At 64.6% G+C, this 24,224-nt stretch carries 24 protein-coding genes and 1 pseudogene; 13 read left to right on the top strand and 12 right to left on the bottom strand.

Annotation, left to right across the window (positions count from 1 at the left end):
* Positions 1-5 precede the first annotated feature (5 nt).
* The 3 genes from ACETMP_RS28900 to ACETMP_RS28910 all read left to right on the top strand — a co-directional run bounded on the left by ACETMP_RS28900 (position 6) and on the right by ACETMP_RS28910 (position 2,470).
* Complete coding sequence (locus ACETMP_RS28900) at positions 6-1,103, top strand: calcium:proton antiporter (RefSeq protein WP_375158790.1); 1,098 nt, start codon at positions 6-8, stop codon at positions 1,101-1,103.
* A gap of 57 nt (positions 1,104-1,160) precedes the next feature.
* Complete coding sequence (locus ACETMP_RS28905; protein WP_028138369.1) at positions 1,161-1,445, top strand: cupin domain-containing protein; 285 nt, start codon at positions 1,161-1,163, stop codon at positions 1,443-1,445.
* 92 nt (positions 1,446-1,537) lie between these two features.
* A complete protein-coding gene (locus tag ACETMP_RS28910; protein ID WP_375158791.1) occupies positions 1,538-2,470 on the top strand; it encodes a hypothetical protein in 933 nt (310 codons plus the stop codon).
* Positions 2,471-2,497: 27 nt separating this feature from the next.
* Here ACETMP_RS28910 and ACETMP_RS28915 read toward each other — a convergent pair whose 3' ends face one another.
* Positions 2,498-3,148 carry a tetratricopeptide repeat protein gene (locus ACETMP_RS28915; protein ID WP_375158792.1) on the bottom strand — a complete coding sequence of 217 codons (651 nt, stop codon included), beginning with the start codon at positions 3,146-3,148 and terminating at the stop codon, positions 2,498-2,500.
* Positions 3,149-3,305: 157 nt separating this feature from the next.
* The gene (gene rpsU, locus ACETMP_RS28920) at positions 3,306-3,602 is read right to left on the bottom strand and encodes a 30S ribosomal protein S21 (protein ID WP_008546194.1); all 297 of its coding nucleotides are present in this window, start codon (positions 3,600-3,602) and stop codon (positions 3,306-3,308) included.
* Positions 3,603-3,862: 260 nt separating this feature from the next.
* Between rpsU and aqpZ the strand changes: the two genes are divergently transcribed.
* Complete coding sequence (gene aqpZ / locus ACETMP_RS28925; RefSeq protein ID WP_375158793.1) at positions 3,863-4,585, top strand: aquaporin Z; 723 nt, start codon at positions 3,863-3,865, stop codon at positions 4,583-4,585.
* 37 nt (positions 4,586-4,622) lie between these two features.
* Here the strand turns inward: aqpZ and ACETMP_RS28930 are convergent, their stop codons facing one another.
* Both ACETMP_RS28930 and purE read right to left on the bottom strand, forming a co-directional pair.
* The gene (locus ACETMP_RS28930) at positions 4,623-5,729 is read right to left on the bottom strand and encodes a 5-(carboxyamino)imidazole ribonucleotide synthase (RefSeq protein ID WP_028138365.1); all 1,107 of its coding nucleotides are present in this window, start codon (positions 5,727-5,729) and stop codon (positions 4,623-4,625) included.
* Positions 5,726-6,214, bottom strand: coding sequence for a 5-(carboxyamino)imidazole ribonucleotide mutase (gene purE / locus ACETMP_RS28935; protein ID WP_257176763.1), 489 nt, complete (start codon positions 6,212-6,214; stop codon positions 5,726-5,728). Before purE ends, ACETMP_RS28930 begins: the two co-directional genes overlap by 4 nt.
* A gap of 141 nt (positions 6,215-6,355) precedes the next feature.
* On the opposite strand from purE, the gene ACETMP_RS28940 reads away from it, so the two are divergent.
* On the top strand, positions 6,356-7,081 hold the full coding sequence (locus ACETMP_RS28940; protein WP_375158794.1) for a GGDEF domain-containing protein: 726 nt from the start codon (positions 6,356-6,358) through the stop codon (positions 7,079-7,081).
* A 3-nt stretch (positions 7,082-7,084) separates the two neighbouring features.
* Here the strand turns inward: ACETMP_RS28940 and ACETMP_RS28945 are convergent, their stop codons facing one another.
* From ACETMP_RS28945 to ACETMP_RS28955, 3 genes are all read right to left on the bottom strand, one after another.
* Positions 7,085-7,336 (bottom strand): hypothetical protein, encoded by a 252-nt coding sequence (locus ACETMP_RS28945; RefSeq protein WP_375158795.1) that lies wholly within the window; start codon positions 7,334-7,336, stop codon positions 7,085-7,087.
* A 21-nt stretch (positions 7,337-7,357) separates the two neighbouring features.
* The gene (locus ACETMP_RS28950; protein WP_026201909.1) at positions 7,358-7,576 is read right to left on the bottom strand and encodes a hypothetical protein; all 219 of its coding nucleotides are present in this window, start codon (positions 7,574-7,576) and stop codon (positions 7,358-7,360) included.
* Between the two features lie 115 nt (positions 7,577-7,691).
* On the bottom strand, positions 7,692-7,898 hold the full coding sequence (locus ACETMP_RS28955) for a YdcH family protein (protein WP_008546179.1): 207 nt from the start codon (positions 7,896-7,898) through the stop codon (positions 7,692-7,694).
* 330 nt (positions 7,899-8,228) lie between these two features.
* Here ACETMP_RS28955 and ACETMP_RS28960 point away from each other — a divergent pair, with 330 nt between their 5' ends.
* The gene (locus tag ACETMP_RS28960; RefSeq protein ID WP_028138361.1) at positions 8,229-8,408 is read left to right on the top strand and encodes a YdcH family protein; all 180 of its coding nucleotides are present in this window, start codon (positions 8,229-8,231) and stop codon (positions 8,406-8,408) included.
* 127 nt (positions 8,409-8,535) lie between these two features.
* Here ACETMP_RS28960 and ACETMP_RS28965 read toward each other — a convergent pair whose 3' ends face one another.
* A complete protein-coding gene (locus tag ACETMP_RS28965; protein ID WP_375158796.1) occupies positions 8,536-9,639 on the bottom strand; it encodes an NAD(P)/FAD-dependent oxidoreductase in 1,104 nt (367 codons plus the stop codon).
* 202 nt (positions 9,640-9,841) lie between these two features.
* On the opposite strand from ACETMP_RS28965, the gene ACETMP_RS28970 reads away from it, so the two are divergent.
* The 5 genes and pseudogenes from ACETMP_RS28970 (at position 9,842) to ACETMP_RS28990 (ending at position 17,101) form a co-directional block, all read left to right on the top strand.
* Positions 9,842-12,529: an EAL domain-containing protein gene (locus tag ACETMP_RS28970; protein ID WP_375158797.1), complete on the top strand. Its 2,688-nt coding sequence runs from the start codon at positions 9,842-9,844 to the stop codon at positions 12,527-12,529.
* 142 nt (positions 12,530-12,671) lie between these two features.
* Positions 12,672-14,141 carry a glycerol-3-phosphate dehydrogenase gene (locus ACETMP_RS28975; protein WP_375158798.1) on the top strand — a complete coding sequence of 490 codons (1,470 nt, stop codon included), beginning with the start codon at positions 12,672-12,674 and terminating at the stop codon, positions 14,139-14,141.
* A gap of 61 nt (positions 14,142-14,202) precedes the next feature.
* Positions 14,203-15,373, top strand: a pseudogene (locus ACETMP_RS28980) (ABC transporter ATP-binding protein).
* Positions 15,370-16,284: an ABC transporter permease gene (locus ACETMP_RS28985; RefSeq protein ID WP_375158799.1), complete on the top strand. Its 915-nt coding sequence runs from the start codon at positions 15,370-15,372 to the stop codon at positions 16,282-16,284. Before ACETMP_RS28980 ends, ACETMP_RS28985 begins: the two are co-directional and overlap by 4 nt.
* 4 nt (positions 16,285-16,288) lie before the next feature.
* The gene (locus ACETMP_RS28990) at positions 16,289-17,101 is read left to right on the top strand and encodes an ABC transporter permease (RefSeq protein WP_375158800.1); all 813 of its coding nucleotides are present in this window, start codon (positions 16,289-16,291) and stop codon (positions 17,099-17,101) included.
* Between the two features lie 114 nt (positions 17,102-17,215).
* Here the strand turns inward: ACETMP_RS28990 and ACETMP_RS28995 are convergent, their stop codons facing one another.
* The 4 genes from ACETMP_RS28995 to ACETMP_RS29010 all read right to left on the bottom strand — a co-directional run bounded on the left by ACETMP_RS28995 (position 17,216) and on the right by ACETMP_RS29010 (position 22,532).
* On the bottom strand, positions 17,216-18,082 hold the full coding sequence (locus tag ACETMP_RS28995) for a carbohydrate ABC transporter permease (RefSeq protein ID WP_375158801.1): 867 nt from the start codon (positions 18,080-18,082) through the stop codon (positions 17,216-17,218).
* Positions 18,079-18,951 (bottom strand): carbohydrate ABC transporter permease, encoded by an 873-nt coding sequence (locus ACETMP_RS29000; RefSeq protein ID WP_028138353.1) that lies wholly within the window; start codon positions 18,949-18,951, stop codon positions 18,079-18,081. The genes ACETMP_RS28995 and ACETMP_RS29000 overlap by 4 nt, the downstream gene beginning before the upstream one ends.
* Positions 18,952-19,045: 94 nt before the next feature.
* Positions 19,046-20,431 carry an ABC transporter substrate-binding protein gene (locus tag ACETMP_RS29005; RefSeq protein ID WP_375158802.1) on the bottom strand — a complete coding sequence of 462 codons (1,386 nt, stop codon included), beginning with the start codon at positions 20,429-20,431 and terminating at the stop codon, positions 19,046-19,048.
* Between the two features lie 208 nt (positions 20,432-20,639).
* Positions 20,640-22,532 carry an AsmA family protein gene (locus ACETMP_RS29010; protein ID WP_375162018.1) on the bottom strand — a complete coding sequence of 631 codons (1,893 nt, stop codon included), beginning with the start codon at positions 22,530-22,532 and terminating at the stop codon, positions 20,640-20,642.
* A 286-nt stretch (positions 22,533-22,818) separates the two neighbouring features.
* Between ACETMP_RS29010 and ACETMP_RS29015 the strand changes: the two genes are divergently transcribed.
* Positions 22,819-23,526, top strand: a complete 708-nt coding sequence (locus tag ACETMP_RS29015) for a CoA transferase subunit A (protein ID WP_011089830.1) — start codon at positions 22,819-22,821, stop codon at positions 23,524-23,526.
* Positions 23,527-23,544: 18 nt separating this feature from the next.
* Positions 23,545-24,195 carry a CoA transferase subunit B gene (locus ACETMP_RS29020; protein WP_028138350.1) on the top strand — a complete coding sequence of 217 codons (651 nt, stop codon included), beginning with the start codon at positions 23,545-23,547 and terminating at the stop codon, positions 24,193-24,195.
* Positions 24,196-24,224: the final 29 nt, after the last annotated feature.

A 24,224-nucleotide genomic window follows, 5' to 3' on the forward strand; every position in this document is an offset into this window, starting at 1 on the left:
GGTGGATGAGCGCGCATAGCCCGATGCCCCGGTCGGCCTGGATCTTTCCAGCGCTGGCCGTGCTGTTGTTCGCAGCCGTCAGCGCGACGGACTACGTGTTCACGCTGTCGCTGGGCGGGCTCGTCTTCGCGACCGTGCTGCTCGTCATCCTGTTCGGTACGGTATTCGCCGCAGTTCATCATGCCGAAGTGATCGCCGAACGGGTCGGCGAGCCCTATGGTACGCTGGTGCTGACGCTCTCGGTGACCATCATCGAGGTGGCCCTGATCACCACGATCATGCTCGGCGACAAGCCCGCGCCGGCGCTGGCGCGCGACACCGTGTTCGCCGTAGTCATGATCGTCTGCAACGGCCTCGTCGGGCTCTGCATCTTCATCGGCGGCCTGCGCTATCGCGAGCAGGGGTTTCAGCTCTCCGGCGCCAACGTTTATCTGAGCGTGCTGTTCGCGCTGGCGACGATCACGCTGATCATGCCGAACTATACCACCACTGCACCGGGGCCGGTCTATTCGGCGGTCCAGCTCGGCTTCGTCGCCGTGGTCACGCTCGCGCTGTACGGGGTGTTTCTCTACACCCAGACGGTGCTGCACAAGGACTACTTCGTGCACGATCGGGGAGACGGCGGCAGCGGCGAGGGGCGTCTGTCGGGCAGGATGCTGGCGCTCAGCGTCGTGCTGCTGCTGGTCGCGCTGCTGGCGGTCGTGCTGCTCGCCAAGAAATTCTCGCTGGTCGTCGACGCCGTCGCGGCCAGGATCGGCGCGCCGCCGGCCTTCACCGGACTTCTGGTCGCGCTGCTGATTTTGATGCCGGAAGGTCTTGCGGCCGTCTCCGCGGCCCGCAAGAACGACCTCCAGAAGAGCATCAACCTCGCGCTGGGCTCATCGCTGGCGACCATCGGACTGACCATCCCGGCCGTCGGCGTCGCCACCTACGCGCTCGACAAGGAACTCGAACTCGGTCTCAACGCCCAGGGCAGCGTGCTTTTGCTCCTGACCTTCTTCCTGAGCATGCTGACCTTCGGCACGGGCAGAACAAACGTCCTGTTCGGACTGGTCCATATGGTGGTATTTGCCGTCTACGTCTTCATGGTTTTCGTGCCCTGAACCCATTTTGCGCGTCGCCGCCCTCACGGGCCGGATCGCGTCCCAGGAGAATTTCCGATGCTTGCCGCCAGATCCGAGGTTCAGGTCGATAACGAACAGGTCCGGGTGACCGAATGGCGGCTCGATCCCGGCAGCGCCACCGGGCATCACACCCACGGCATGGATTACGTGATTGTTCCCGTGGTCGCCGGCGAAATGACCATCGTGGCGCCCAACGGCGAGCGGTCCAAGGCGCAGCTTGCGGCCGGAAAATCCTATTTCCGCAAGGCGGGCGTCCAACATGACGTACTTAACGAAACCTCAACTGAGATCGTGTTCCTTGAGATCGAGCTCAAGCCGTAGGTCCGGCCTTCACACTTGCCATCGATCCGTCGCAGTTGATCCCTTACAATGCCCCAAAGTTCCCGCATCAGATCGCGCGGGGAGTGGCCGGAATGCTGAAATACCTCGCTAAAATTTCGATGGATATTTTCCCCTCGGTGCTCGCGACGATCATCGGGGCGTACATCGTTAACCACTACATCAACGCCAAGCCGGCGGCTGATGCCCCTGCGGCCGTGGTGGCCCCTTCCCAGGCCGGCAGCGACGGCAAGCCGACGGACACTGCCAACCTTCCTGCGCCCGGCGTCAAGGCCAGGGGCATCTCGGAGAAGAGCATTTCCGACAAGGGTGCGGCGGACAAGGCGGTGGCGGACAAGGCTGCGGCCGAGAAGCCCGCCGACAAGCATGAGACCAAGGCTGCAGACGTCGCGCCTGCCGACGCCCCCTCGCACGGCCGTCCCCCCGCGCGCGAGAAAGCCGCCGCCGCGAAGGCGACCCCGCCAGCTGCTGCACCGGTCGCGGAGGCGAATGCCGCGCCGGCCGGAGCGTCCCAGCCTGCGACCCCCGACGCCAACGATCTGGCGCGCGCCGCCATCGAGCGTCTTCGCAAGTCGCCTGAGGGCAAAGCTGCCGAAGCCAAATCTGCCGAGATCAAGTCTGCGGAGACCAAGCCCGTCGAGCGGACTCCCGAGCCAGCGGTGCGCGAAGCTACCCGCGTCCCCGAGGCCCCGCGCGTCATCGCGACGGAGCCGTCGGCGGTCAGGCCGCTGCCACCGCCGATCACGGTGTCGACGCCCTCGCCCGAGAGCTATGGCAATGGCGGTTCCTCGCCGTCCTACACGGCCTCGGTCGGCCATGACGATCCGAATCGGATGACGCCGCCGGCGGACATTCCCGTGCCGGTGATCGCCCCGCCGCTCGATCTGCGCGCCGATGCCGGCGCCGCCCTGCCGCGGCCGAAGAAGACGAATGTGGCCGACGAGATGCTGTCGGGCATGAAGTCGATGTTCCACTCCGTTCTGCCGAAGAGCGCCACCCCCGACTGAGACAGCGCCTGCGCTGCGCCCGAGCCGTCAACCGCCGACGCGGGCAAGGCCGCTGCGTGCGGTGTCGTCGCGTGGCCGAAGCGCGACGGCCCTGGTGTAGGAGGCCGCCGCCTTGGCCTTGTCGCCCAGCCGTTCATAGGCCTGTCCGCGCGTGGTCCAGACCTGCGCGTTGTGCGGATCAGCCTCGGAGGCCTCATCAAGATCGGCTGCGGCCTCCTTGATCTTGCCGAGCGCGAGATAGCTGGTGGCGCGGCCGAGCAGCGGCTCGGCCTTCTGGGGGTTGAGCCCGCTCGCAGCGCTGAAATCGGCGATCGCGAAGTCGTGCTGATGATTGGCCTGGTAGATCAGGGCACGGCCATAAAGCGCCTGCGCGTTGTAGGGATCGAGACCGACCGCGCGATTGAACTCCTCGAGCGCTGCTGCGGTCTCGCCTGACTTCGCCAGGGATTGGGCTTTTGCGGTGTGGGCCTGCGCTTCGGCGACGTTGCCGGGGCTCACCGCGCTCTCAGCGGGTGCGGCCGCCTTCGGCGCCTCCTGCGGCTTGTCCTTCTCCGGCATCAACGATCCCAGATCGAAGGAACAGCCGCACAGCGTAACCCCCATCAAAGCCAGCGCGAACGGCTGCCGCCAAATCCGGCGTCGCCGCGTCAAGCCGCGCTCGAGGCAAGGGAAGGCCATCTACGGTTCGCTCGCGCTGGTGCCGCACTGGTAGTGCCCCGTCCCAGAAAGGCACCGCTCACAAACAATAACGCGGGCCAGGGGCCCGCGTCATCGGAAACTGAAGTCTTGGAAAACTGAAGTCTTGGGAAACTGAAGTCCTGCAAGATCCGGCAGATCAGCGCGGTCCGCGCGGACCTGCACCCGGGCCTCCACGGCCGCCGCGATCACCGCCGGGACCGGCGCCGAACACCGGCTTCGGCTTCATCGGCAGCAGGCCTTCGCGCTGCAGCTTCTTGCGGGCCAGCTTGCGCGCGCGGCGCACGGCTTCGGCCTTCTCGCGGGCCTTCTTCTCTGAGGGCTTCTCGTAGTGACCGCGGAGCTTCATCTCGCGGAAAATTCCCTCGCGCTGCATCTTCTTCTTCAGCGCCTTGAGGGCTTGATCGACATTGTTATCGCGAACGAGAACCTGCACGCGGCATCCTCTTGAGTGGATCGGATTTGAATTCTGATAAGACGAAGGGGATGGCGAAACGCGCAAGCCCTTAACCTTGAGGGCGCCCATGTATCAGACAAAACCTGAGATGTCCACCGGCCAGGCCGAGGATTCGGGCCAAGTTCAGCCATTAAATGAGGCAAAATATCTCCGTGCGGCCCTGATTTGGGAGATTTGACGCCAATGGTGGGGCCGTTTCCGGAGCTTTGTTCCGGAATCTTGAAAGCAGGGGACTACACATGGATATCAAGAAATACGCTGCAGAAGCCATCGGGACCTTTTGGCTTACATTCGCAGGCTGCGGGAGCGCGGTGATCGCCGCCGGCTTTCCGCAGGTGGGAATCGGCCTGGTCGGTGTCTCCCTCGCGTTCGGACTCAGCGTCGTCACCATGGCCTATGCGATCGGCCATATCTCGGGTTGCCATCTCAACCCGGCGGTCACCGTCGGTCTTGCTGCCGGGGGCCGTTTTCCCGCCGGGCAGATCCTGCCCTATGTGATCGCCCAGGTGGCCGGAGCGATCGTGGCTGCATGGCTTCTCTATGTCATCGCGAGCGGGGCTCCCGGATTCGACGTCAGCAAGGGCTTCGCATCCAACGGATATGAGGCGCATTCGCCCGGCCAATACAGCATGATGGTGTGCTTCCTCACCGAGGTGGTGATGACCATGATGTTCCTGTTCATCATCATGGGCGCCACCCACGGCCGCGCGCCCGCAGGCTTCGCACCGCTCGCGATCGGGCTCGCGCTGGTGATGATCCATCTCGTCAGCATTCCCGTCACCAACACGTCGGTGAACCCGGCGCGCAGCACGGGCCCGGCGCTGTTCGTCGGCGGCTGGGCTCTGTCGCAGCTCTGGCTGTTCTGGATTGCACCGCTGATCGGTGGTGCGCTGGGCGGGGTGGTCTATCGCTGGCTCAGCGAGGAGCCCGCCGGCGTCGTCGCGGGCGTGAAGACGGCCTGATCGCCTGGCGGGATCGCAGGTCGGAGCCGCGGTCGCGTTACTTGCCCGTGGTGGGGCGCACTTCGGTGACGTGGCCCATCTTGCGGCCGGGGCGCGGCGCGCCCTTGCCGTAGATGTGGACGGTCGCGCCAGGCACAGCCAGCCACTTCTCGTAGTCGTTGATCTCGTCGCCGATCAGGTTGGTCATGGTGACGACCTCGCCGTGGCGCACCGGCTTGCCGAGCGGCCAGCCGGCGATGGCGCGGATGTGCTGCTCGAACTGCGAGACGGACGCGCCGTCGAGCGTCCAGTGCCCGGAATTGTGCACGCGCGGGGCGATCTCGTTGACCAGCACCTTCGGTCCGGTGCCATTGGCCAGCACGAACATCTCGACGGCGAGCACGCCGACATAGTCGAGCGCGCTCGCGATCTTTCCGGCAATGCTGCGCGCTTCCTCGGCGAGCGCGTCCGGGATCGGGGCCGGCGCGCGCGATATCTTCAGGATGTGGTCGCGGTGCTCGTTCTCGGTGACGTCGAAACACTCGACCTCGCCTGTGACCGAGCGTGCGGCGATCACGGAAATCTCGCGCTCGAACGGCACGAAGGCCTCCAGGATCGCCGATTTGGTGGCGAGGCTGGTCCACACCTTGGCGATGTCGTCGCCCTCGCGGATGATAGCCTGGCCCTTGCCATCATAACCGAAGCGGCGGGTCTTGAGCACGGCCGGAAGGCCGATCCTGGCGATCGCCTCGCGCAACGAGGCAACGGACGTGACGTCGGCGTAGGCTGCGGTGCCGATCCCGAGGCGGGTGACAAAATCCTTCTCGGCGAGCCGGTCCTGCGTGGTCTCGAGGATCTTGCGATTGGGCAGCACCGGGCGGCGCGCATCCAGCACCATCGCAGCGGCTGAGGGGACGTTCTCGAATTCGTAGGTGATGACGTCGACGTCGCCCGCGAACAGTTCGAGCGCTTCGACATCGGCATATTCGGCGCAGGTCGCGTTCAAGACGACGTCGAAAGCCGGCGAGTCCGGATCGGGCGAGAACACCTGGCAGCGCAGGCCAAGCCGCGCCGCAGCCATCGCCAGCATCCGGCCCAATTGTCCGCCGCCGAGGATTCCGATGGTGTCACCGGGCTTCAGCTTCACGTGCCGGGTGTCAGTCACGCCTTGCCCTCCGGGCGCTCGGCGACCGCCTCGGTCTGAGCCTTGCGCCAGGCGGCGAGGCGGTCGGACAAGGCCGGGTCGGACAGTGCCAGGACGGATGCTGCCAGCAGCGCGGCGTTGGTCGCGCCGGCCTTGCCGATGGCGAGGGTGCCGACCGGGATGCCGGCGGGCATCTGGACGATCGAATAGAGCGAATCGAGGCCCTTGAGCGTCTTGGATTCGACGGGAACGCCGAATACCGGCAGCTCGGTCAGCGCCGCCGCCATGCCGGGCAGGTGCGCAGCGCCTCCAGCGCCGGCGATGATGACCTTGTACCCCGCGGCCTTGGCGCCCTTGGCGAAAGCAAACAGCCGGTCGGGGGTGCGGTGAGCCGAAACGATGCGGCTGTCGACTGCAACGCCGAGCGCGGCGAGCGTGTCGGCGGCATGCCGCATCGTGTCCCAGTCGGACTGGCTTCCCATGATGATGGCGATCGGCGCGGTCATGGCGTTGATTGTGCCCGAAAAACAGAAGGATAGGCCAGATTGACGGTTCCGGCCGGCGGCTCGCAAGGCGGTGGCAAGGAGAAGGGAATCCACTATCCTGTCTTGGTGAATCCCCGCAAGCCTTCATTGAGCAGGATGCCCATGAAGAAACCGAAAAGGGCGAGTGCTGCGAAGGCCACGGCGGGCCGGAAGACCAGCGCTGGCCGTTCCAAAGCCGCCCCGAAGCGGCCGACCAAGCGTCCGGCGGAGCCGCCGCGGCGCGCCGGGTCGGGCGGCGATGGAGCCAAGGAAACCGTCAGGGCGACGATCCGGGACTTGCGGGCCAAGCTCAAGCAGGCGCAGCGCCGGGTCGCCGAGCTGGAAGCTGCGGCCGATACCGATTTCCTGCTCGGGATTCCCAACCGGCGCGGCTTCGAGCGCGAGCTTGCGCGCGCCATCGCCTACATGAAGCGCTATCGCGCCAGCGGGGCGCTGATCGTGCTCGACGTCGATCGGCTGAAGCCGATCAACGATTCGTTTGGTCACGGCGCCGGCGACGAGGTGCTCAAGGCGATTGTCGCCGCGCTGACGCGGCAGGTCCGTGCCTCCGACGTGGTCGGGCGGCTCGGAGGCGACGAGTTCGCGCTGCTGCTCTGGAACCTGAGCGAGACCGACGCCAAGGCGAAGGCCGCCGCCTTCGAACAGGCGATCGACGAATTGTCTTTCGTCTTTCGCGGCCAGCACGTGACCGCGGGAGCCTCCGCCGGTGTCGCGCTGCTGGGGGCGCAATCCGATGCAGGTCGCGCCCTGGAGGAGGCGGATGCCGCCATGTATGTGCGCAAGGCGCACCGGCGGCACGAGCCGCGGATCAGGCTGGTCAGCAGCTGATCCTCACAATGTGGCGAGATCTTCCGGCACGTTGCCGAATCTGCGCAGCAGCGTGGCGTCCCCGAATTCGCCGGTCATGGGATCGCCGCTGCGGCTGAACGCGACCGCACCGATGTAGCCGGCGCCGCGCGACAAGGCCTCGGCGCGCCGCAACGCGGCCGTCGAACTCTGGCATTCTTCCGCTGCGCCTGCGACAGGCGAGCCGTCGGCATCCATCAAGAAGGGCATTGCAACGTAATAGGTCACGTCCGACATGGCGTTGCTCCGACGTTGAACTCAGGCGGCGCTGCTTTTGCTCCGCATCTTGCTGCGTGAGGTCTCGGGGATGCAGCCGGCGGAGATTGCCGCCTGCAATTCCTCCAACTCGGCCTCCAGGTATTCGTTGGCCATGATCAGCGCCTTGATGGTGCTGCGCAGATTGCCGTCGCACATCGCGATGGCCTGGTCACAGGCCTGTTCATAGTGGCTGTTGTCGAGAAGGGCGGCTGTCGACATCTGCGTGTCCTCGGTGTGTTCCTGGGGGCGTTGCTGCACCTCGAATGTTCTTATTTTGTTCTTTTCGAGTCAAGCGGATTCGATATCAGGTGAGCTTCGTCGCGCAGCCTGTGGATCAGGCGATGATGTCGGGCGTGATCTGGTCTTCGATGAACGCGATGCGGTCGCGCAACAACAGCTTGCGTTTCTTCAGCCGCTGCAACCGCAACAGGTCGGGGGCGGGCGATTGATGCAGTGCATCGATCGCCGCATCGAGATCTCGGTGTTCCTGCTGCAACCGGGTGAGCTCGGCTTCGAGCTCACGCTCGTCTTCATTGGTCATGTCTGCGGTGGCCGAAAACCGATAGGCGTGAGACTCTGGGCTGTGGATGCCCTGTGGAAATTATCGTCCTTGCGCGGTGTGATCGCAAGCGATCTGCAAGCCTGCCCCGCCGATCTCCGGCAACATATTTCTGCGAGGAGCCGAGCGGCTGCGTGAGCGCATTGATATCACGGATTTTTCCGGCGCGGTTCCTTTACTCACGCTTCGTTACATATGAATTTTCAAAAATGAAGCTGCGACGACGGATACCCATCGACAGAACGAATCGGTGATGTAGACTTCGTTGTCCGGATCGAATCCTGAGGTTCAACCCTACCGAGGAGGTTTCGAATGACAATTCAGGCACATCTCGTTGAATTGGAACGGAAGCACAAACTTCTCGAAAACGAATTGCACGACGCTCTCGTGCACCTTTCAACAGACGACCTGCAAATTGTTGAGTTGAAGCGCCGGAAGTTGATGGTGAAGGATCAGATCGAGCGCCTGAAGCACGGCGACACGCTTCACTAGTAACCCCCATAACAGCGTAGAGTTGATCGTACCCCTATCATGCAGGGATGAGAGTCTTTGCGCTCGTCCCTGCTGCTGGGCAAGCATCGCGCTAGGCGTTTGCGCGATGCTTGGATCTGCCTGCGCTCTAGACCTCTGCGAGCTCGGCGACGTGATCTGCGATCGCGAGCGATGACGTCAGTCCAGGCGACTCGATCCCGAACAAATTCACAAGGCCTGCGACGCCGTGGTCGCGCGGTCCCTGCATCAGGAAGTCCTGCGTGGCCACCGCGGGCGGTACGATCTTCGGCCGGATGCCTGAATAGCTCGGCATCAGCGCGCCGTCGGGCAGCGTCGGCCAATATCTGCGGATCGCCGGATAGAAGCGCTCGGCGCGTGACGGATCGACCTCGTAATCGATCGTCTCGATCCATTCGACGTCAGGCCCGAACCGCGCCTGGCCGGCCATGTCCAGCGTCAGGTGCACCCCCAAACCGCCGGGTTCGGGCACCGGGTAGATCAGGCGCGAGAACGGCGCCTTGGCGTTGCAGCTGAAGTAGTTTCCCTTGGCGAGATAGGCCGGCGGAATGCGGTCCAGCGGCATGCCGCAGATATTGCGCGCCACATTCGTCGCCGACAGCCCCGCTGCATTGACGAGCAGGCTGCATTGCAGCGTCATCGGCGCCTCGCCGCCGGCCTCGATCTCGATGATGCCACCAGCCGCCTTGGCGCGGATCAGCGGGGTGCGGAACGCGAAGGCGGCGCCGGCGTCCTCGGCTTCGCCGCGCAGCGACAGCATGTAGGCGTGGCTGTCGATGATGCCCGTCGAGGGCGACAGCAGCGCGGCGTCGCAGGCCAGCGCGGGCTCCAGCGCGCGTGCCGCCTCGCCCGCGAGCAGCTGCATGTCGAGCACGCCATTGGCCTCGGCATGCGCCTTGATCGATTGCAGCTTCGCGGTCTCCTGCGGGGTGGTCGCGACGATCAGCTTGCCGCAATTCCTGTGCGGGATGCCGCGCTCGGCACAGTACCGGTAGAGCGCGTGCTTGCCGGCGACGCACATGCGCGCCATCCAGCTCCCGGCACGGTAGTAGATGCCGGCATGGATCACCTCACTGTTGCGCGAGGAGGTGATGGTGCCGATCGCCTCGGCCTCCTCAAGCACGATGACCTCGCGCCCGGCCTGCGCCAGCCTGCGGGCCACAGCGAGCCCGACCACGCCAGCCCCGATGACGACGCAATCGACCCTATCCATGGTTGTGCAGCATGTCCGTTGGGCGCGCCGATCGGATCAGACCTTGAAAGAACGGGCCGGGGCCGCTTTCCGTTAAGGAAGAATTTATCATGTCAGGGCAATTGCCGTATTTCACGTCACATTTTTCTGTTGCGCGTACAGGCGTTTACCCGATCCAAACCCGTGAAGCCAGACAATCCGACGTTGAAATCGCGGGTGGCTGATGGCTGAGAAGAACTGGCACGAGGGCAGCACGCTTCCGATTGCTGTGCAGGCCGTTGTGTGCCTCGCCGGCACGGTTGCGCCCGCGCGCGCCTTCGCGCTGTCGGACGGCCTCGCCGCGCCGGGCTATTTTGGTCAGCTCGATCCCAACGTGGTCTGGGAAGCCCTGATCGCGGGCGTCGTCGTCTGTGCCTTCCTCGCCGCGATCTCGCTGTGGATCCATTCCTCGCTGCGCCGGACCAGACGCTTGCAGCTGCGGCGCAACGCCTTCGTCTCCTCTGCGATGAACAGTCTCAATCAGGGCGTGGTGATGACGGATTCGCAGCGCCGCATCATCTTCTGCAACGACCGCTATCTCGAGATCTACGGCCTGACGCGCTCGGATGTCTGGGCCAACATGAACGGCTATGAGTTGCTTGAGCTGCGACGCAAGCGCGGGGTGCTCGGCGTCGCCTCCAACGAGGAGTTCTATGAGAAGGCGGCCAGCACCAACGGCCTGATCACCGAGCTTCCGGACGGGCGGGCCATCCTGGTGAAATATTTCGTGCTACCGAACGGTGGCTCGGTGGCGACGCATCTCGACGTCAGCGAGCAGCGCAAGCTGTCGCGACAGCTCGCCTCGACCAAGCAGTTCCTCGAAACGGTGCTGGACAACGTTCCGGCCTGCGTGGCCGCCAAGAACATCGGGGACGGCCGCTACATCTTCGCCAACAGCGCCTATGAGCGGTTCTGGGGCTTCTCGCGCGACCACGTCGTCGGCAAGAACGCGCGCGAGCTGTTCGAATCCGCTTCGGCTGACAGCATCGAGGCGACGGACCGGGCAGCGCTGGATTCGCCGGACGGCCAGTTCCGCAACGAATTCGAGGTCGACCGCGGCGGCGAGCGGCGCATGGTCGCCTCGATCCGGATCGTGGTCCGCAACGAGAGCAACAAGCCCGAATTCCTGATGCTCATGTTCGAGGACATCACCGATCGCCGCTCGCTGTCGCAGGAACTGGAGAGCACCAAGAAGTTCCTCGAACTGGTGGTCGACAACATCCCGGTGGCCCTGATCGTCGAGCAGGTCAAGGACGGCCGCTATCTGCTTGCCAACCGCAGCGCGGAGACGATCCTCAATCGCCGGCGCGAGGAAGCCACGGGCCTGACGGCGTCCGACATCTTCAACCCCAAGGAAGCCAAGCTGATCATCGCGCGCGACGAGGCCGCGATCAAGAAACGCGGGATGATCACCGAGGAGCATCCGATCTCCACCAAGGACGGCCTGCGGCTGTTCCTGACCCGCCGCGCCACCGTGCTCGGCGACACCGGCGAGCCACAATATCTGATCAAGACCCACGAGGACGTCACCGATCGCCGGCAGACCGAGTCGCGCATGGCCCACATGGCCTATCACGACGGCCTTACCGATCTGCCGAACCGTGCGGCCTTCCTTCAGGCGCTGACCCAGATGATCGAAGCCTGCGAAGGTACCGACGAGGAGTTCGCCGTCCTCTGCGTCGATCTCGACGGCCTCAAGGAGGTCAACGACGTCTTCGGCCACGCACTCGGCGACAAGCTCCTGATCGAGGTGGCCCAGCGGCTTCAGGATTCCGCCCGCGGCGGCGTGGTCGCGCGCCTGTCCGGCGACGAATTCGGCCTCATCATCGACGGCAAGCAGCCGGATTGCGGCCTTGCGCTGGCGCAGCACCTCGGCGAGGCCGTCGCCAAGGAATTCCAGATCGACGGCCGGGCGGTCCGCGCCGGCGCCACCACCGGCATGGCGGTCTTCCCGCGCAATGGCACCGACGGCGCCTCGCTGCTCGCCAATGCCGGTGCGGCGCTGTTCCGCGCCAAGCAGAAGTCCCGCGGCACCATCAGCCTCTACCAGCCGGAGATGGACCAGCAGATCCGAGATCGCCGCGTGCTGCACCAGGACCTGTCGATGGCGATCAAGAACGGCGAGCTCTCGCTCGCCTTCCAGCCGCAGGGGGCCACCGGCGACAGCGTCGCCGAGAGCGAGATCATCGGCTTCGAGGCGCTGGCGCGCTGGCAGCATCCGGTGCGCGGCCAGGTCTCGCCGGCCGAATTCATCCCGATCGCGGAGGAAAGCGGCCTGATCGTCGAAATGGGTGAGTGGATCCTGCGCGAGACCTGCCGCGAGGCGGCGTCCTGGCCGAAACCGCTCCAGGTCGCTGTCAATCTGTCGCCGGCGCAGTTCATGCACGGCGACGTGGTTGGCCTCGTCCATTCGATCCTGCTCGAGACCGGCCTTGCGCCCGGCCGGCTCGAGCTTGAGATCACCGAGGGCGTGCTGATCGAGGATTTCGACCGCGGCCTTGCGCTGCTGCGACGCCTCAAGGCGCTCGGTGTCCGCATCTCCATGGACGATTTCGGCAGCGGATATTCCTCGCTGAGCTACCTTCAGGCGTTCCCGTTCGACAAGATCAAGATCGACCGCGCCTTCATCATCAATCTCGGCCGTAACCCGCAATCGGCTGCGATCGTCCGTGCGGTGATCGATCTCGGTCACGGCCTCGACATGTCGATCATCGCCGAGGGCGTCGAGACGATCGAGCAGCTCGCCTTCCTCGCCAAGGAGGGCTGCGACGGCGTGCAAGGCTATCTGCTCGGCAAGCCGTTGCCGATCGGCAAATATGCCGGACTCGTCGGCCGCGCCGAGGTCATGGAGCTTGCGCTCAAGACCGGCTAGAGCGTCTTCGAGCGAAGTGGATACCGGTTCGCGTCAAGAAGACGCGTCAGAATTTGAATCTGGAGCCATTTCCATTCCGATTTCATTGGAACGGAAATGGCTCTAGAGATGATGGGGCGCTTCGCTCCTTCTCGACGGCCTCATGGCGGATTACGACCTTGCGATCATCGGCGGCGGTCTGAACGGTGTCAGCCTCGCGCGCGATGCGGCCGGCCGCGGTCTGCGGGTCGTCCTGTTCGAGCAGGGCGATCTCGGCGGCGCGGCGTCCTCGGCGACACCGCGGCTGATCCACGGCGATCTGTCGGTGCTGGAGCGGCGCGGGTTCTGGCGGGTGCGGCGGGCGCTGGCCGAGCGTCGGATCTGGCTCGCCATCGCGCCGCATCTGGTCCGGCCGATGCGCTTCGTGATCCCCGCGCATTCCGACGAGCGTCCGCCCTGGCTGCTGCGGGCCGGCCTGTATGTTTACGACGCCCTCACGAACCGCGGCGGCCTGCCGCCTTCAGCCACCATCGACATCACGCATCATCCGGTCGGCAACGCGCTGAAGCGCCCGTTCGGCACGGCCTTTGAATATTCGGACTGCGTCGTCGACGATTCCCGCCTGGTGGTGCTCACGGCGCTGGATGCGGCCGAACGCGGTGCTGCGATCCGGACCGGCGCGCGCTGCGTGCGTGCCGATAGAACCGACGTCTGGCGGCTCGCGGTGGTCGATCGCGGCCATCGCCGCACGATCACGGCCCGGGCGCTGGCCAACACCACCGGGGCGTGGACGGCGATGGTCGCGGAGACCGTGCTGCGCCGGCCACAACCTGCCGCAGTGCCCATGCAGATGAGCCAGATCATCGTGCCCAGGCTGTTCGATTCCGACAACGTCTACGTCTTCCAGAACAGCGACGGACGCCTGATCTTCGCCTCCCCTTTCGAGCGGGAGTTCACGCTGATCGGCACCGTCACGAACGAGTTCACCGGCGATCCCGCCATCGTGGCGATGCGAGGGGCCGATGTCAGCTATCTCTGCGAGGCAGCCAGCCGCTATTTCCGCGAGCGCGTCGCCCCGGCCGACGTGGTCCGGACGGTTTCCGGCGTCAATTTGAAGCCGGCGTCCGCACCGCGAGGTGACGGCACGACCTTGTTCCACGCGCGCCGGCGCAAGGCGCCGCTGATCACGATGTTCGGCGGCGACGTCACCACCTCGCGCCTGCGCGCCGAGCGGGCGGTGACGAAGCTGACGCCGTTCTATCCGATGTCGCCGCCCTGGACTGGCGGCGCGGCACTGCCCGGCGGCGATTTCAATTGGGATCGTTTCGACAGCGAAGTCGATCTTGCACGCGAGCGCTGGCGCTTTCTCTCCGAAGCGCAGGCGCAGCGCCTGGTCGCCGCCTATGGCTCGCGCTTGGCCGCCGTGCTGGGAGAGGCCAAGACCTGCGGCGAGCTAGGGCCCACCTTCGGCCCCGAGCTGACCGGCGCCGAGCTGCGCCATCTCATGACCCGCGAATGGGCGCGCTTTCCGGATGATGTGCTGTGGCGCCGGTCCAAGCTCGGCCTGACCATGCCGGCCGCGGATCGTGAGGCGCTGGCCGCATTTATGGCGGGTGTGAACGATCCACCGTGACCCGGTTGAGCAAAAGCCGATCGGCCGCTAGCGTGCGGCGGAATCGGGGTTGGCAGGAAACATGACGGACGAATTGCCGAAAACGCACGCCGCGACAGGTGCTGCCGATGGAGACGCGGCCGCAGCCGGCCAGCCGTTGCTGCGCATCGAGGCCGTCGCCAAGACATTTGGGGCGTTCCGCGCCGTGGATGGCGTCTCGCTCGATATCAAGGCCGGCGAGTTCTTCGCGCTGCTGGGCCCAAGCGGTTGCGGCAAGACCACGCTGCTGCGCATGCTCGCGGGCTTCGAGGCGCCGGACGAGGGACGGATCCTGCTCGGGGGTGAGGACATTGCGCAGGCGTTGCCGCATGAGCGGCCGATCAACATGATGTTCCAGAATTACGCGCTGTTTCCGCATCTGTCGGTGCGCGACAACATCGCGTTCGGCCTGAAGCGCGCAGGCATGGCGCGTGCGGACATCGCCACCCGTGTGGCCGAGATGGTCGCACTGGTGAAGCTCGAAGGGCTCGAGGAAGCGCAAGCCCGACCAGCTCTCGGGCGGCCAGCGCCAGCGCGTCGCGCTCGCCCGCGCGCTGGCACGCCGCCCGCAATTGCTGCTGCTCGACGAGCCGCTCGCGGCGCTCGACAAGAAGCTGCGGGAGAGCACGCAAGCCGAGCTGATGGAGCTGCAGCGCCGGCTCGGCATGACCTTCATCATCGTCACCCACGACCAGGAGGAGGCGATGACGATGGCTGATAGAATCGGCGTGATGAACGCCGGAAAGCTCGCTCAGGTCGCGAGCCCGCGCGAGCTCTACGAGGCGCCGCGCTCGCGCTGGATCGCGGAGTTCGTCGGCGACGTCAATCTGTTCGACGGCGAGTTCAAATTGCGGGACGGTCATCGTCTGGTCATCGGCACGCGCGATGCGGGAGCGCTGGTGGTGGCCGAGCCGCGCGAGCCGATCGGCACCGGAAAATTGGCGGTGGCGGTCCGCCCCGAGAAGGTCAAGCTGTCGCGGCATGGCCCGGTAAGCGAGGCCGGACGTGAGACGGCGATCAACCGGCTCGACGGCGTGATTGCCGACATCTGCTATCTCGGCGGCACCACCACCTACAAGGTGAAGCTCGACACCGGCGGAACGGTGCAGGCGTCCGTCGCCAACAGCGCGCGCACCGACGTCGATGCCTACAGCCTGAACCAGCATGTCGTCGCCTGGTTCACGCCCGACGATTGCGTGGTGCTGCAATCATGAGCGCCCGCCGCATCTTCGCGAGGCCGGCGCGTTTCGCCGCGATCGCCCCCTATGTCTGGATGGCGCTGTTCTTCCTGGTGCCGTTCGCCTTCGTGCTGAAGATCAGCCTGTCGCAGACGGCGATCGCGCAGCCGCCCTACGAGCCGGTGTTCGACCTCGCGGCCGGGTGGGATGCGCTGAGGACGGCCCTGGCCGCGTTGTCGTTCGACAATTTCAGGCTGCTCGCCTCCGACGACATCTACCTGTTCGCCTATGTTCGCAGCCTCACCGTTGCGATGACGGCGACCGCACTGTTGCTCCTGATCGGCTATCCCATCGCCTATGGCATGGCGCGGCTGCCGAAGCGCTGGCAGGCGGTGGCGATGGTGCTGGTCATCGTGCCGTTCTGGACCTCGTTCCTGATCCGCATCTATGCCTGGATCAACATTTTGCAGCATGACGGCCTGCTCAACCAGATCCTGCTGGCGCTGCACCTGGTGAGCCAGCCGGTGGTCTGGCTCTCCACCGACAGCGCGATGTATATCGGCATCGTCTATTCCTATTTGCCGTTCATGATCCTGCCGCTCTACGCCACGCTTGCCAAGATGGAGCCGGCGCTGGAGGAGGCGGCTGCGGATCTCGGCGCGCCGCCCTGGCAGGTGTTCTGGCTCGTCACCTTCCCGTTGTCGCTGCCCGGCGTCGGCGCCGGTGTGCTGCTGTGCTTCATTCCTATCGTCGGAGAGTTCGTCATCCCGGACCTTCTGGCCGGCTCCAATTCACTGATGATCGGCCAGACCCTGTGGCTCGAATTCTTTACCAACAAGGACTGGCCGGTCGCCTCTGCGGCAGCCATCGTGTTGCTGATGGTGCTGCTGGTGCCGTTGTTGCTGTATGAGCGGCTGCAGAAGCGGCAGCTGGAACAGGGGCGCTGAGACAATGCGCAAGCTCTCACGCCTCTCCCGCTTCAACATCGCCTCGCTCGCGCTGGGGCTGGCGTTCCTTTATCTGCCGATCCTCATCCTTGTCATCTATTCCTTCAACGCCTCGCGCCTCGTGACCGTCTGGGGTGGCTGGTCGCTGCGCTGGTATTACGAGTTCTTCAATGACCGCGCCATGATCGAGGCGGCCTGGATGAGCCTGCGAGTCGCGGTCTCCTCCGCCACCATCGCCACGTTGCTCGGCACGCTCGCCGCGGTCGCGCTGTCGCGCGGCGAGCGGTTTCGCGGCCGCACGCTGTTCTCCGGCATGCTCTACGCGCCGCTGGTCATGCCCGAGGTGATCACGGGATTGTCGCTTCTGCTGCTGTTCGTGGCGCTCAACGCCGAGCGCGGCTTCTGGACCGTGACCATCGCCCATACCACGCTGACGATGTGCTTCGTTGCCGTGGTGGTGCAATCCCGCCTCGGCTCGCTCGATCGTTCGCTGGAGGAGGCGGCGATGGACCTCGGCTGCGACCCGGTCCGCGCGTTCGTGGCCGTCACGCTGCCGCTGATCGCGCCCGCGATCGTCGCCGGCTGGATGCTCGCCTTCACGCTGTCGCTGGACGATCTAGTCATCGCGAGCTTCACCACCGGTCCCGGCTCGGCGACGCTGCCGATCCGGATCTATTCCGAGGTGCGGCTGGGCGTGAAGCCGGAGATCAACGCCATCTGCACACTGGTGATCGCCCTGATCGCGGTCGTCATCGTGATCGCCTCGCTCGCCTCGAAACTGTCGAGCTCGCAGGGCGAGAGCGCAGCGCCGCTGTAGGAGAGAGCGTCATTCCGGGGGATGCGAAGCATCGAACTACGGTGCGCAATTGCGCACCTGAGATCTCGAGATTCCGGGTCTGGTCCTTCGGACCATCCCGGAATGACAGCCTATTTAAGACTTCACCGCACCCGCCGTCAGCCCGCCCACCATGTAGCGGCGGAAGGCGTAGTAGACCGCGGCCGGCGGCAGAGCGTAGATGAAGCCGGTGGTCATCAGCAGCTCCCATGGCGAATCGTCGGCGGCGAGGAAGTTGCCAAGCGCGACGGGGAGGGTGATCTCGCGGTCGTTTGAGAGCAGCAGGAACGCGTAGAGATATTCGTTCCAGGCCAGCAACACCGCATAGGTGCCGATCGCGACCAGCGAGGGCATCATCAGCGGCAAATAGACCAGGCGGAAGATCTGCAGCGTCGTCGCGCCGTCCATTACGGCGGCCTCATCCAGCTCGACCGGCAGCTTGTCCGAGGCCTGCTTCAGCACCCAGATCGCGTAGGGCGAGGCGATCGTCACCATCGCCAGGATCAGCGACCAGTGATTGTTGAGCAGGCCGTAATTGCCCATGGTGCGGTACATCGGCACGGCGAGGAACGCCGCGGGAATGAAATAGGTGAACAGCGCAAGGTTCAGCACGGTGCGCCCGCCCGGCACCTTCAATCGCGAGATCGCGAACGCTGCGGATGTCGCGATGAACAGCGTCAGCACGCCGACGGAGACGGCGATCACGGTCGAATTCCAGAACTGGACGTAGAAGTCGCGCAGGAAGTAATGCTGCTGCTTGAACACGATCTGAAAGTTGTGCAGCGTCGGGTGATCCGGCCACAGCTTGCCCGAGAACGCGTCCTCCTTCGGGGAGATCGCGAACAGGAACATGTGATAGATCGGGATCATCGTCCACAGGAAGACGGGAATGCCGATCAGCAACAGCCGCGCTTCGGTCGCGACGTCGCGCCAGGAAAACTCTCTTAGGCCGGGGAGCTTCATCGCGACAACCGTTTCATCATGAAGTACACGAGCGGCAGGACGAACGGCATCGCGCAGACGATGGATGCCATCGCCAGCGAGAGCTGGTCGAGGCGGAGATAGCGGATGCCAAGCGTTGCCAGCACGTGCGTGAGGTCTGCCGGGCCGCCGCCGGTGAGCAGATAGACGCTGTTGAAGTCGCCGAGCGTCCAGATCATCGAGAGCAGCGTGCAGGTGACGTAGAGCGTCTGCATCGACGGCCATGTGATGTAGCGGAACTTCTGCCACCAGCTCGCACCATCGACCTCGGCGGCCTCGAACAGATCGTGCGAGATCGCAAGGCGCCCGGTGATCAGGATCAGCGTCCAGAACGGCAGCGACTTCCAGATGTGCACGGCGATCGCCATGCTGAGCGCCACGGTCGGGTCGTTCAGCCAGTTCGGGCCGTCATCGCCGGTGAGGGAGAAGATGTAGTGGTTGATCATGCCCCACTCGGGATTGAGCATGAAGCGCACCGACAGGATGGTCGGGATCGACGGCACCGCCCACGGCAGGATGAAGATCACCGACAGCCATTTGATCCAGGTGCGCTGCTGCACGAAGAAGCCGGACAGGAACAGCGCGATCAGCATCTTGATGTTGATGCCGATGACGAGGAAGATCAGCGTGTTGATCGCGGCGCGCGCGAAGATCGGGTCGTTGTAGAGCGCGACGTAGTTTTCCGGCGCGCGCGCCAGCCACAGCCCGTAGCAGACGGGATAGACGACGAAAGCGAGGAAAACGAGCAGATAGGGCGCGAGCAGCACGATGCCCCAGACCTGCGCCGGGGTCAGCCGCGACGACAGGGGCGGGCCGGGCATAGCCTGATCGCCAGAGAGGGTGATCGCCATTCTTTTCGGACTCTTCAAAGAGAAGCCGGCCGCGAAACGCGGCCGGTGTTGTTCTTACACCTCTTCCCGCAACGCGAGGGAGATGAGGATGACATCAACCCGCGACCTGCTTGATGCGGGCGATCATCTCGTCGACGGCCTTCTCGACCGGAACCTTCTCGCTGACGACGCGGTTCATCGCCTTGGCCCAGATGTTCTCGTTGTTGAGAATCGTGAACTTCCAGTTCTTGGTGAAGTCGAACGCCGTGGTGCCGCCCTTGAACTGCGTGTAGACGGCCTTGCGGTGCTTGTCCGCCTGCCAGAACGGGCTTTCCTGGCTTTCCTTCGTCACCGGGAACCAGCGGCCGAGCGCGCCCTCGATGTAGGGACGAACGTTCTCTTCCTGGAGCAGGAAGCTGATGAACTGCTTGGCCTCGGCCTTGTTCTTGGCCGCGGTGAACACCAGTCCGGTCTTGACGTCGGAGCGGTACTTGATGGTCGAACCATCCGGCGCCTTGGGGAAGGACGCCGTGATGATGTCCTGCTCGTAGGCCTTCTTGCCGGCGTCGCGCTGCTCCTGGGTAAGCGCCTGGTTCTGCGAGTCCTCGAACCACTTCGCCGCGATCGAGATCGTGAAGTTGTGGGTCATCACGATGGTCTTGTTATGGAAGGCGACGTTGTTGTCGGGATCCTTCCAGGTCGTGGAGGACGGCGGCGTGCAGCCCTTGATGTAGGTGTCGGTGTAATCCTTCATCGCCTTGATCAGGTTCTCGCGAACCTTGGGATCGTCGACCGTGAGCTTGCCGTCGTCGTCGACCAGCTTGACATGATAGGCGTCCATGAAGGTGTAGAACGACTGGAAGGAATCGGTGGATTCCACGCCCATCGGCTGGCCGACGGCATAGAGGCGCTGGCCGGTGGCCTTGCGGATCGCCGGCTGCACCTTGTCGCACCAGAACGTCCAATACCCCGTCCAGTCGTTCGGGATATCGGCCAGCTTGAAGCCGGCCTTCTCCAGCATGTCGTTCCAGATCTGGACGTGCATGCTCTGCTGCTTCAGCGGAAAGCCGTAATAGGCTTTCTTCTTGGCGACGTCGTTGTAGAGGATCGAGGCATCCAGCGTGTTCTGCACGAAGCGGCCCTTGATCGGCTCCATGACGTCGGAGAGATCCTCGAGCTTGCCCTCATAGGCCCATTTGCCCTGCGCCTGGACGTCATAGGAATCGGAATAGGCGACATCGGGCACGGTGCCGGCATCGAGCGCGGCGACCGTCTTCGGAATCATGTCCTGGATCGCGTATTGCGACAGCTCGACCTTGATGCCGGTCTTGGCTTCGAACTTCTTGATCGTCTCGATCAGTGCGTCGTCTTCGGAGCGATAGAAGCCCTTGCCCCACCAGACCGTGATCGTCTTCTGCTGCGCAAATGCGGGTGCAGCGGCTGCAAACAGCCCGGCCGCAGCGACCGCCAGTGATACTGCGCCAATAACCTTGGATTTCACGTTTTTCTCCCTCAAACGGCCGGTGTTTTAACCGGTCGAAAAAAACACTAGCGCAGGATGGTAGCGCAATCAACGCAGCATGTTGTCAGACCTAGGTCGCGGGTGTCGCTCTGTGGCGATGCTTAACGCGCGCATCGATCCAATCGCCGCATCAATTCGCCCCGATCAATTCGCGAAGCTCGGGCAGCGGCAGAGGATCGCGCGATCCTCAGTTCGACTTCGCATTCTCCTTGGCGTTCTCCGCCGTCGGCGATCCGTCCTGCGCGGGACGCTTGCCGCCCCCGGTGATGCGCTGCTTCAACAGATCGAGGAAGGGCGAGGCCGCGGGCGACTGCCGGATCAGGCTTTCAGGGTCGGGGAAGATCAGCGGATCGTCCCATGGGCCCTGCACCATGAAGGGCAATTGAAAGCCGGACGCCGTATTGAGGCTCGCCACGCCCTTCATGTCGTATTCGCGTGTCGGCACCGAGGCGGTGCCGGTCAGCGTGATCTTCGCCGCCGGCCCTTCGATGCGGATGTCCTCCGCGGTGGCGATCCCGTCGGAGAATTTCACTGCGATGGTGAGATTGTTGTACGGCGTCGAGCCGTTGCGGAAATTGCCGCCGCCCGAGAGTGGCCGCCGCTCCAGGCGCTTCAGGAGCTGCTCGGCGTTGAAGCCCGAGATCGCGCCGTCATGCCCGGTGACGGTGGCGCTGCCGTCGAGCGACTGGACGAGACCGAACGGGCTCGAGCCCGAGGCGAACAGCGACACGTTGATGTTGCCGCGGCCGGACAGCTTGTTGAGGCCGAACAATTCGGTGGCGCAGGCCTGGAGATCGACGTCGGTGAACTGGAACTGCGCCTTGATGTCGGCGACGGTGTCGGATCGCGCGATGCCGAACGAGCCCTTGGCGATGCCGCCATAGACCTGGGCCTCGCCGACCGAGAGCGCCAGCGTGCCGTTGCGCAGATTGGCGCCGATCGCGGTGCGGCCGAGCTTGGTGGGTCCGACCGTCAGCTTGGCCGCCGACAGGCGCATGTCGAGGTCGGTGGTCGACAATCCCTGTAGATCGAACAGCTGCCTGTTCCAGTCGCGCGCCCCGCTCGCGAGCAGGCGGAAGGTCGAGATATAGGGCGTGAAGTCGAGCGCGTCGGCGGCAAGCGTCGCCTGCAGCGTCTGCCGGCCGTTATTGGCGTAGGTCATGACGCCCTCGGCGGCGTTGCCGTCGAGCTCGACATTGACATTGGTGAGCGCGATCGAGGGGCCGACGACGTTGGCGCGCGCCTTCAGCGCGAAACGGCCGAAGCCGCCGCTGGCGGGCTGCGGCTGCCCGGTCCAGCGTAGCGCGTTGCGCAAGGAGGGGCTGTCGATCGTCAGCGTGCCCTCCATCATCGGGCTGGTGCGGTTGGCGACGCTGCCGTCGAATGCGAGCTTGAGCGGCGCGCTGGCGATCCGCGCCTTCAACCCCGAGCGATCGCCGGAGAGGGCGGCGACGAAATCGGAAAAGCTGATCGAGCCGTCGACACGCTCGCCGCGCCAGTCGAACTGTCCCGTCGCGGCGAAGGAGCGCGAGATCGAGGGCCAGGCCAGCGACAGGTCGATGTCGCCGAGCCGCTCGGTGGCGTGGGTGGCCGCGTCCTCGTAGTCGAGCACGCCGTCCTGGATCCGGATTTCGGAGAACGAGACCTGATTCTCGGCCCCGGGCTTCATGGTGCGCGCGATGGTTTGGATGAAGGGCGTCCAGTTGCTCTCACCGTCCGGCTTCAGGCTGACATGGATGCGCGGCCGCAGCAGCGTCAGGTCGGCGATCTCGAACCGCTGCAGCAGGAGCGGCAGCAGCCGCAGATTGGCGGTGAGCACGTCGACATGGAGCGCGGAATCGGTGGTGCCGCCGCCCTTCAGGCCGACGTCGCGGAAGGAGATGTAGCTCGCCGGCAGCACCGAGATGTCGATGCTGCCTGCGACGCTGAGCTCGAGCCCGGTGACGTCGCGGATCTGCGCTTCGACCGCCTTGCGCAGCGCGTCGCGGTTGATGAGCCAGGAGGTCGCGATCAGGGCGATCAGCGCCACGCCGAGCAGCGCCGCGATCGGCGTCCCGAGGCGCTTCATTCCTTGGGCCATGGTCAATGGCGTGTCCTGATCGGGTTGGTCGTTGGAGCCGGAAGGGCGGGTCGGAAAACCTGCGTGGCCACGCCCAAGCCCTATGATGTTAAGTCCCGCAACTTGATGGGTTTTCTTGTCGCTTTCAAGGCCGTGGACGGTTCTGCCCACGGCGTGGGCAGCTTCTATCACCCGGGCGCGGTGCGGAGAACCCCGTATCATTGACGGCTTTGGAGGATTTCGCCTAATAATCGCCGCCAATACGGCACGACGCCTCCAAACCGAAGGTTCAGTCGAAGGTATTTGTATGAACAAGGTCTATCCCGACGCCAAGTCGGCTCTCGACGGCATCTTAAAAGACAACATGATGATCATGTCGGGAGGTTTCGGCCTCTGCGGCATCGCCGAGGAGCTGTCGGATGCGATCCGCGAGTCCGGCGTCAAGGGCCTGACGGTGGTCTCCAACAATGCCGGCGTCGACGGCATCGGGCTCAGCCGCCTGTTGGAAACGCGGCAGATCAAGAAGATGATCTCGTCCTATGTCGGCGAGAACAAGCTGTTCGCCCAGCAATTCCTCGCCGGCGAGCTGGAACTCGAATTCAATCCGCAGGGCACGCTGGCCGAGCGCATCCGCGCCGGCGGCGCCGGCATTCCGGCCTTCTACACGAAGACCGGCGTCGGCACGCTGATCGCCGAAGGCAAGGAAGTGAAGGAATTCGACGGCGAGAAGTATCTGATGGAACGCGGGCTGTTCGCCGACCTCGCCATCGTGCATGCCTGGAAGGGCGACACCGCCGGCAACCTCATCTACCGCAAGACCGCGCGCAACTTTAACCCGATGATGGCGACCGCCGCCAAGATCACGGTGGCCGAGGTCGAGCATCTGGTTCCGGCCGGTGAACTCAATCCCGACCACATCCACACGCCCGGCATCTTCGTGAAGCGCATCGTCGAGGTCGGCACGGCCAAGAAGCGCATCGAATTCCGCAACACCCGCCCGCGCACCGCCGCCTAGGCGTATCAGGAGACTCATATGGCCTGGACCCGTGAACAGATGGCCGCGCGCGCTGCGAAGGAATTGCGCGACGGCTATTACGTCAATCTCGGCATCGGCATCCCGACGCTGGTCTCGAACTACATCCCCGACGGCATGGACGTCTCCTTGCAGAGCGAGAACGGCATGCTCGGCATGGGTCCGTTCCCCTATGAGGGCGAAGAAGATCCCGATCTCATCAACGCCGGCAAGCAGACGGTGAGCGAGCTGCCGTCGACCTCCTATTTTTCGAGCGCGGATTCCTTCGGCATGATCCGCGGCGGCCACATGGACCTGTCGATCCTCGGCGCCATGCAGGTGGCCCAGAACGGCGATCTCGCCAACTGGATGATCCCCGGCAAGATGGTCAAGGGCATGGGCGGCGCGATGGACCTCGTCGCCGGCGTCAAGCGCGTCATCGTGGTGATGGAGCATTCGGCCAAGGACGGCCCGAAGCTGCTGAAGAAGTGCAATCTGCCGCTGACGGGCGAGCGCGTGGTCGACATGGTCGTCACGGATCTTGCCGTCTTCACCATCGACAAGCATGGCAATGGCGGCATGGCGCTGATCGAACTCGCCGACGGCGTCACGCTGGACGAGGTCAAGTCCAAGACCGAAGCCGAATTCCGCGTCGCGCTGAAGAACACCTGAGCGATCGCCGATAAAGTCGGTGACGGCGT

It is taken from the genome of Bradyrhizobium dasycarpum, from assembly GCF_042019905.1.
In the GTDB taxonomy this organism is placed as follows: Bacteria; Pseudomonadota; Alphaproteobacteria; order Rhizobiales; family Xanthobacteraceae; genus Bradyrhizobium; species Bradyrhizobium japonicum_B.

Coding starts and splice junctions, on each gene's coding strand:
- ACETMP_RS29015 (WP_011089830.1), top strand. CDS start 22,819: ATGAACAAGGTCTATCCCGACGCCAAGTCGGCTCTCGACGGCATCTTA.
- ACETMP_RS29010 (WP_375162018.1), bottom strand. CDS start 22,532: ATGGCCCAAGGAATGAAGCGCCTCGGGACGCCGATCGCGGCGCTGCTC.
- ACETMP_RS28900 (WP_375158790.1), top strand. CDS start 6: ATGAGCGCGCATAGCCCGATGCCCCGGTCGGCCTGGATCTTTCCAGCG.
- purE (WP_257176763.1), bottom strand. CDS start 6,214: ATGACCGCGCCGATCGCCATCATCATGGGAAGCCAGTCCGACTGGGAC.
- ACETMP_RS28910 (WP_375158791.1), top strand. CDS start 1,538: ATGCTGAAATACCTCGCTAAAATTTCGATGGATATTTTCCCCTCGGTG.
- ACETMP_RS28915 (WP_375158792.1), bottom strand. CDS start 3,148: ATGGCCTTCCCTTGCCTCGAGCGCGGCTTGACGCGGCGACGCCGGATT.
- ACETMP_RS28960 (WP_028138361.1), top strand. CDS start 8,229: ATGACAATTCAGGCACATCTCGTTGAATTGGAACGGAAGCACAAACTT.
- ACETMP_RS28950 (WP_026201909.1), bottom strand. CDS start 7,576: ATGTCGACAGCCGCCCTTCTCGACAACAGCCACTATGAACAGGCCTGT.
- ACETMP_RS28945 (WP_375158795.1), bottom strand. CDS start 7,336: ATGTCGGACGTGACCTATTACGTTGCAATGCCCTTCTTGATGGATGCC.
- ACETMP_RS29020 (WP_028138350.1), top strand. CDS start 23,545: ATGGCCTGGACCCGTGAACAGATGGCCGCGCGCGCTGCGAAGGAATTG.
- ACETMP_RS28905 (WP_028138369.1), top strand. CDS start 1,161: ATGCTTGCCGCCAGATCCGAGGTTCAGGTCGATAACGAACAGGTCCGG.
- ACETMP_RS28975 (WP_375158798.1), top strand. CDS start 12,672: ATGGCGGATTACGACCTTGCGATCATCGGCGGCGGTCTGAACGGTGTC.
- ACETMP_RS28940 (WP_375158794.1), top strand. CDS start 6,356: ATGAAGAAACCGAAAAGGGCGAGTGCTGCGAAGGCCACGGCGGGCCGG.
- aqpZ (WP_375158793.1), top strand. CDS start 3,863: ATGGATATCAAGAAATACGCTGCAGAAGCCATCGGGACCTTTTGGCTT.
- ACETMP_RS28955 (WP_008546179.1), bottom strand. CDS start 7,898: ATGACCAATGAAGACGAGCGTGAGCTCGAAGCCGAGCTCACCCGGTTG.
- ACETMP_RS28965 (WP_375158796.1), bottom strand. CDS start 9,639: ATGGATAGGGTCGATTGCGTCGTCATCGGGGCTGGCGTGGTCGGGCTC.
- ACETMP_RS29000 (WP_028138353.1), bottom strand. CDS start 18,951: ATGGCGATCACCCTCTCTGGCGATCAGGCTATGCCCGGCCCGCCCCTG.
- ACETMP_RS28990 (WP_375158800.1), top strand. CDS start 16,289: ATGCGCAAGCTCTCACGCCTCTCCCGCTTCAACATCGCCTCGCTCGCG.
- ACETMP_RS28970 (WP_375158797.1), top strand. CDS start 9,842: ATGGCTGAGAAGAACTGGCACGAGGGCAGCACGCTTCCGATTGCTGTG.
- ACETMP_RS28985 (WP_375158799.1), top strand. CDS start 15,370: ATGAGCGCCCGCCGCATCTTCGCGAGGCCGGCGCGTTTCGCCGCGATC.
- ACETMP_RS28995 (WP_375158801.1), bottom strand. CDS start 18,082: ATGAAGCTCCCCGGCCTAAGAGAGTTTTCCTGGCGCGACGTCGCGACC.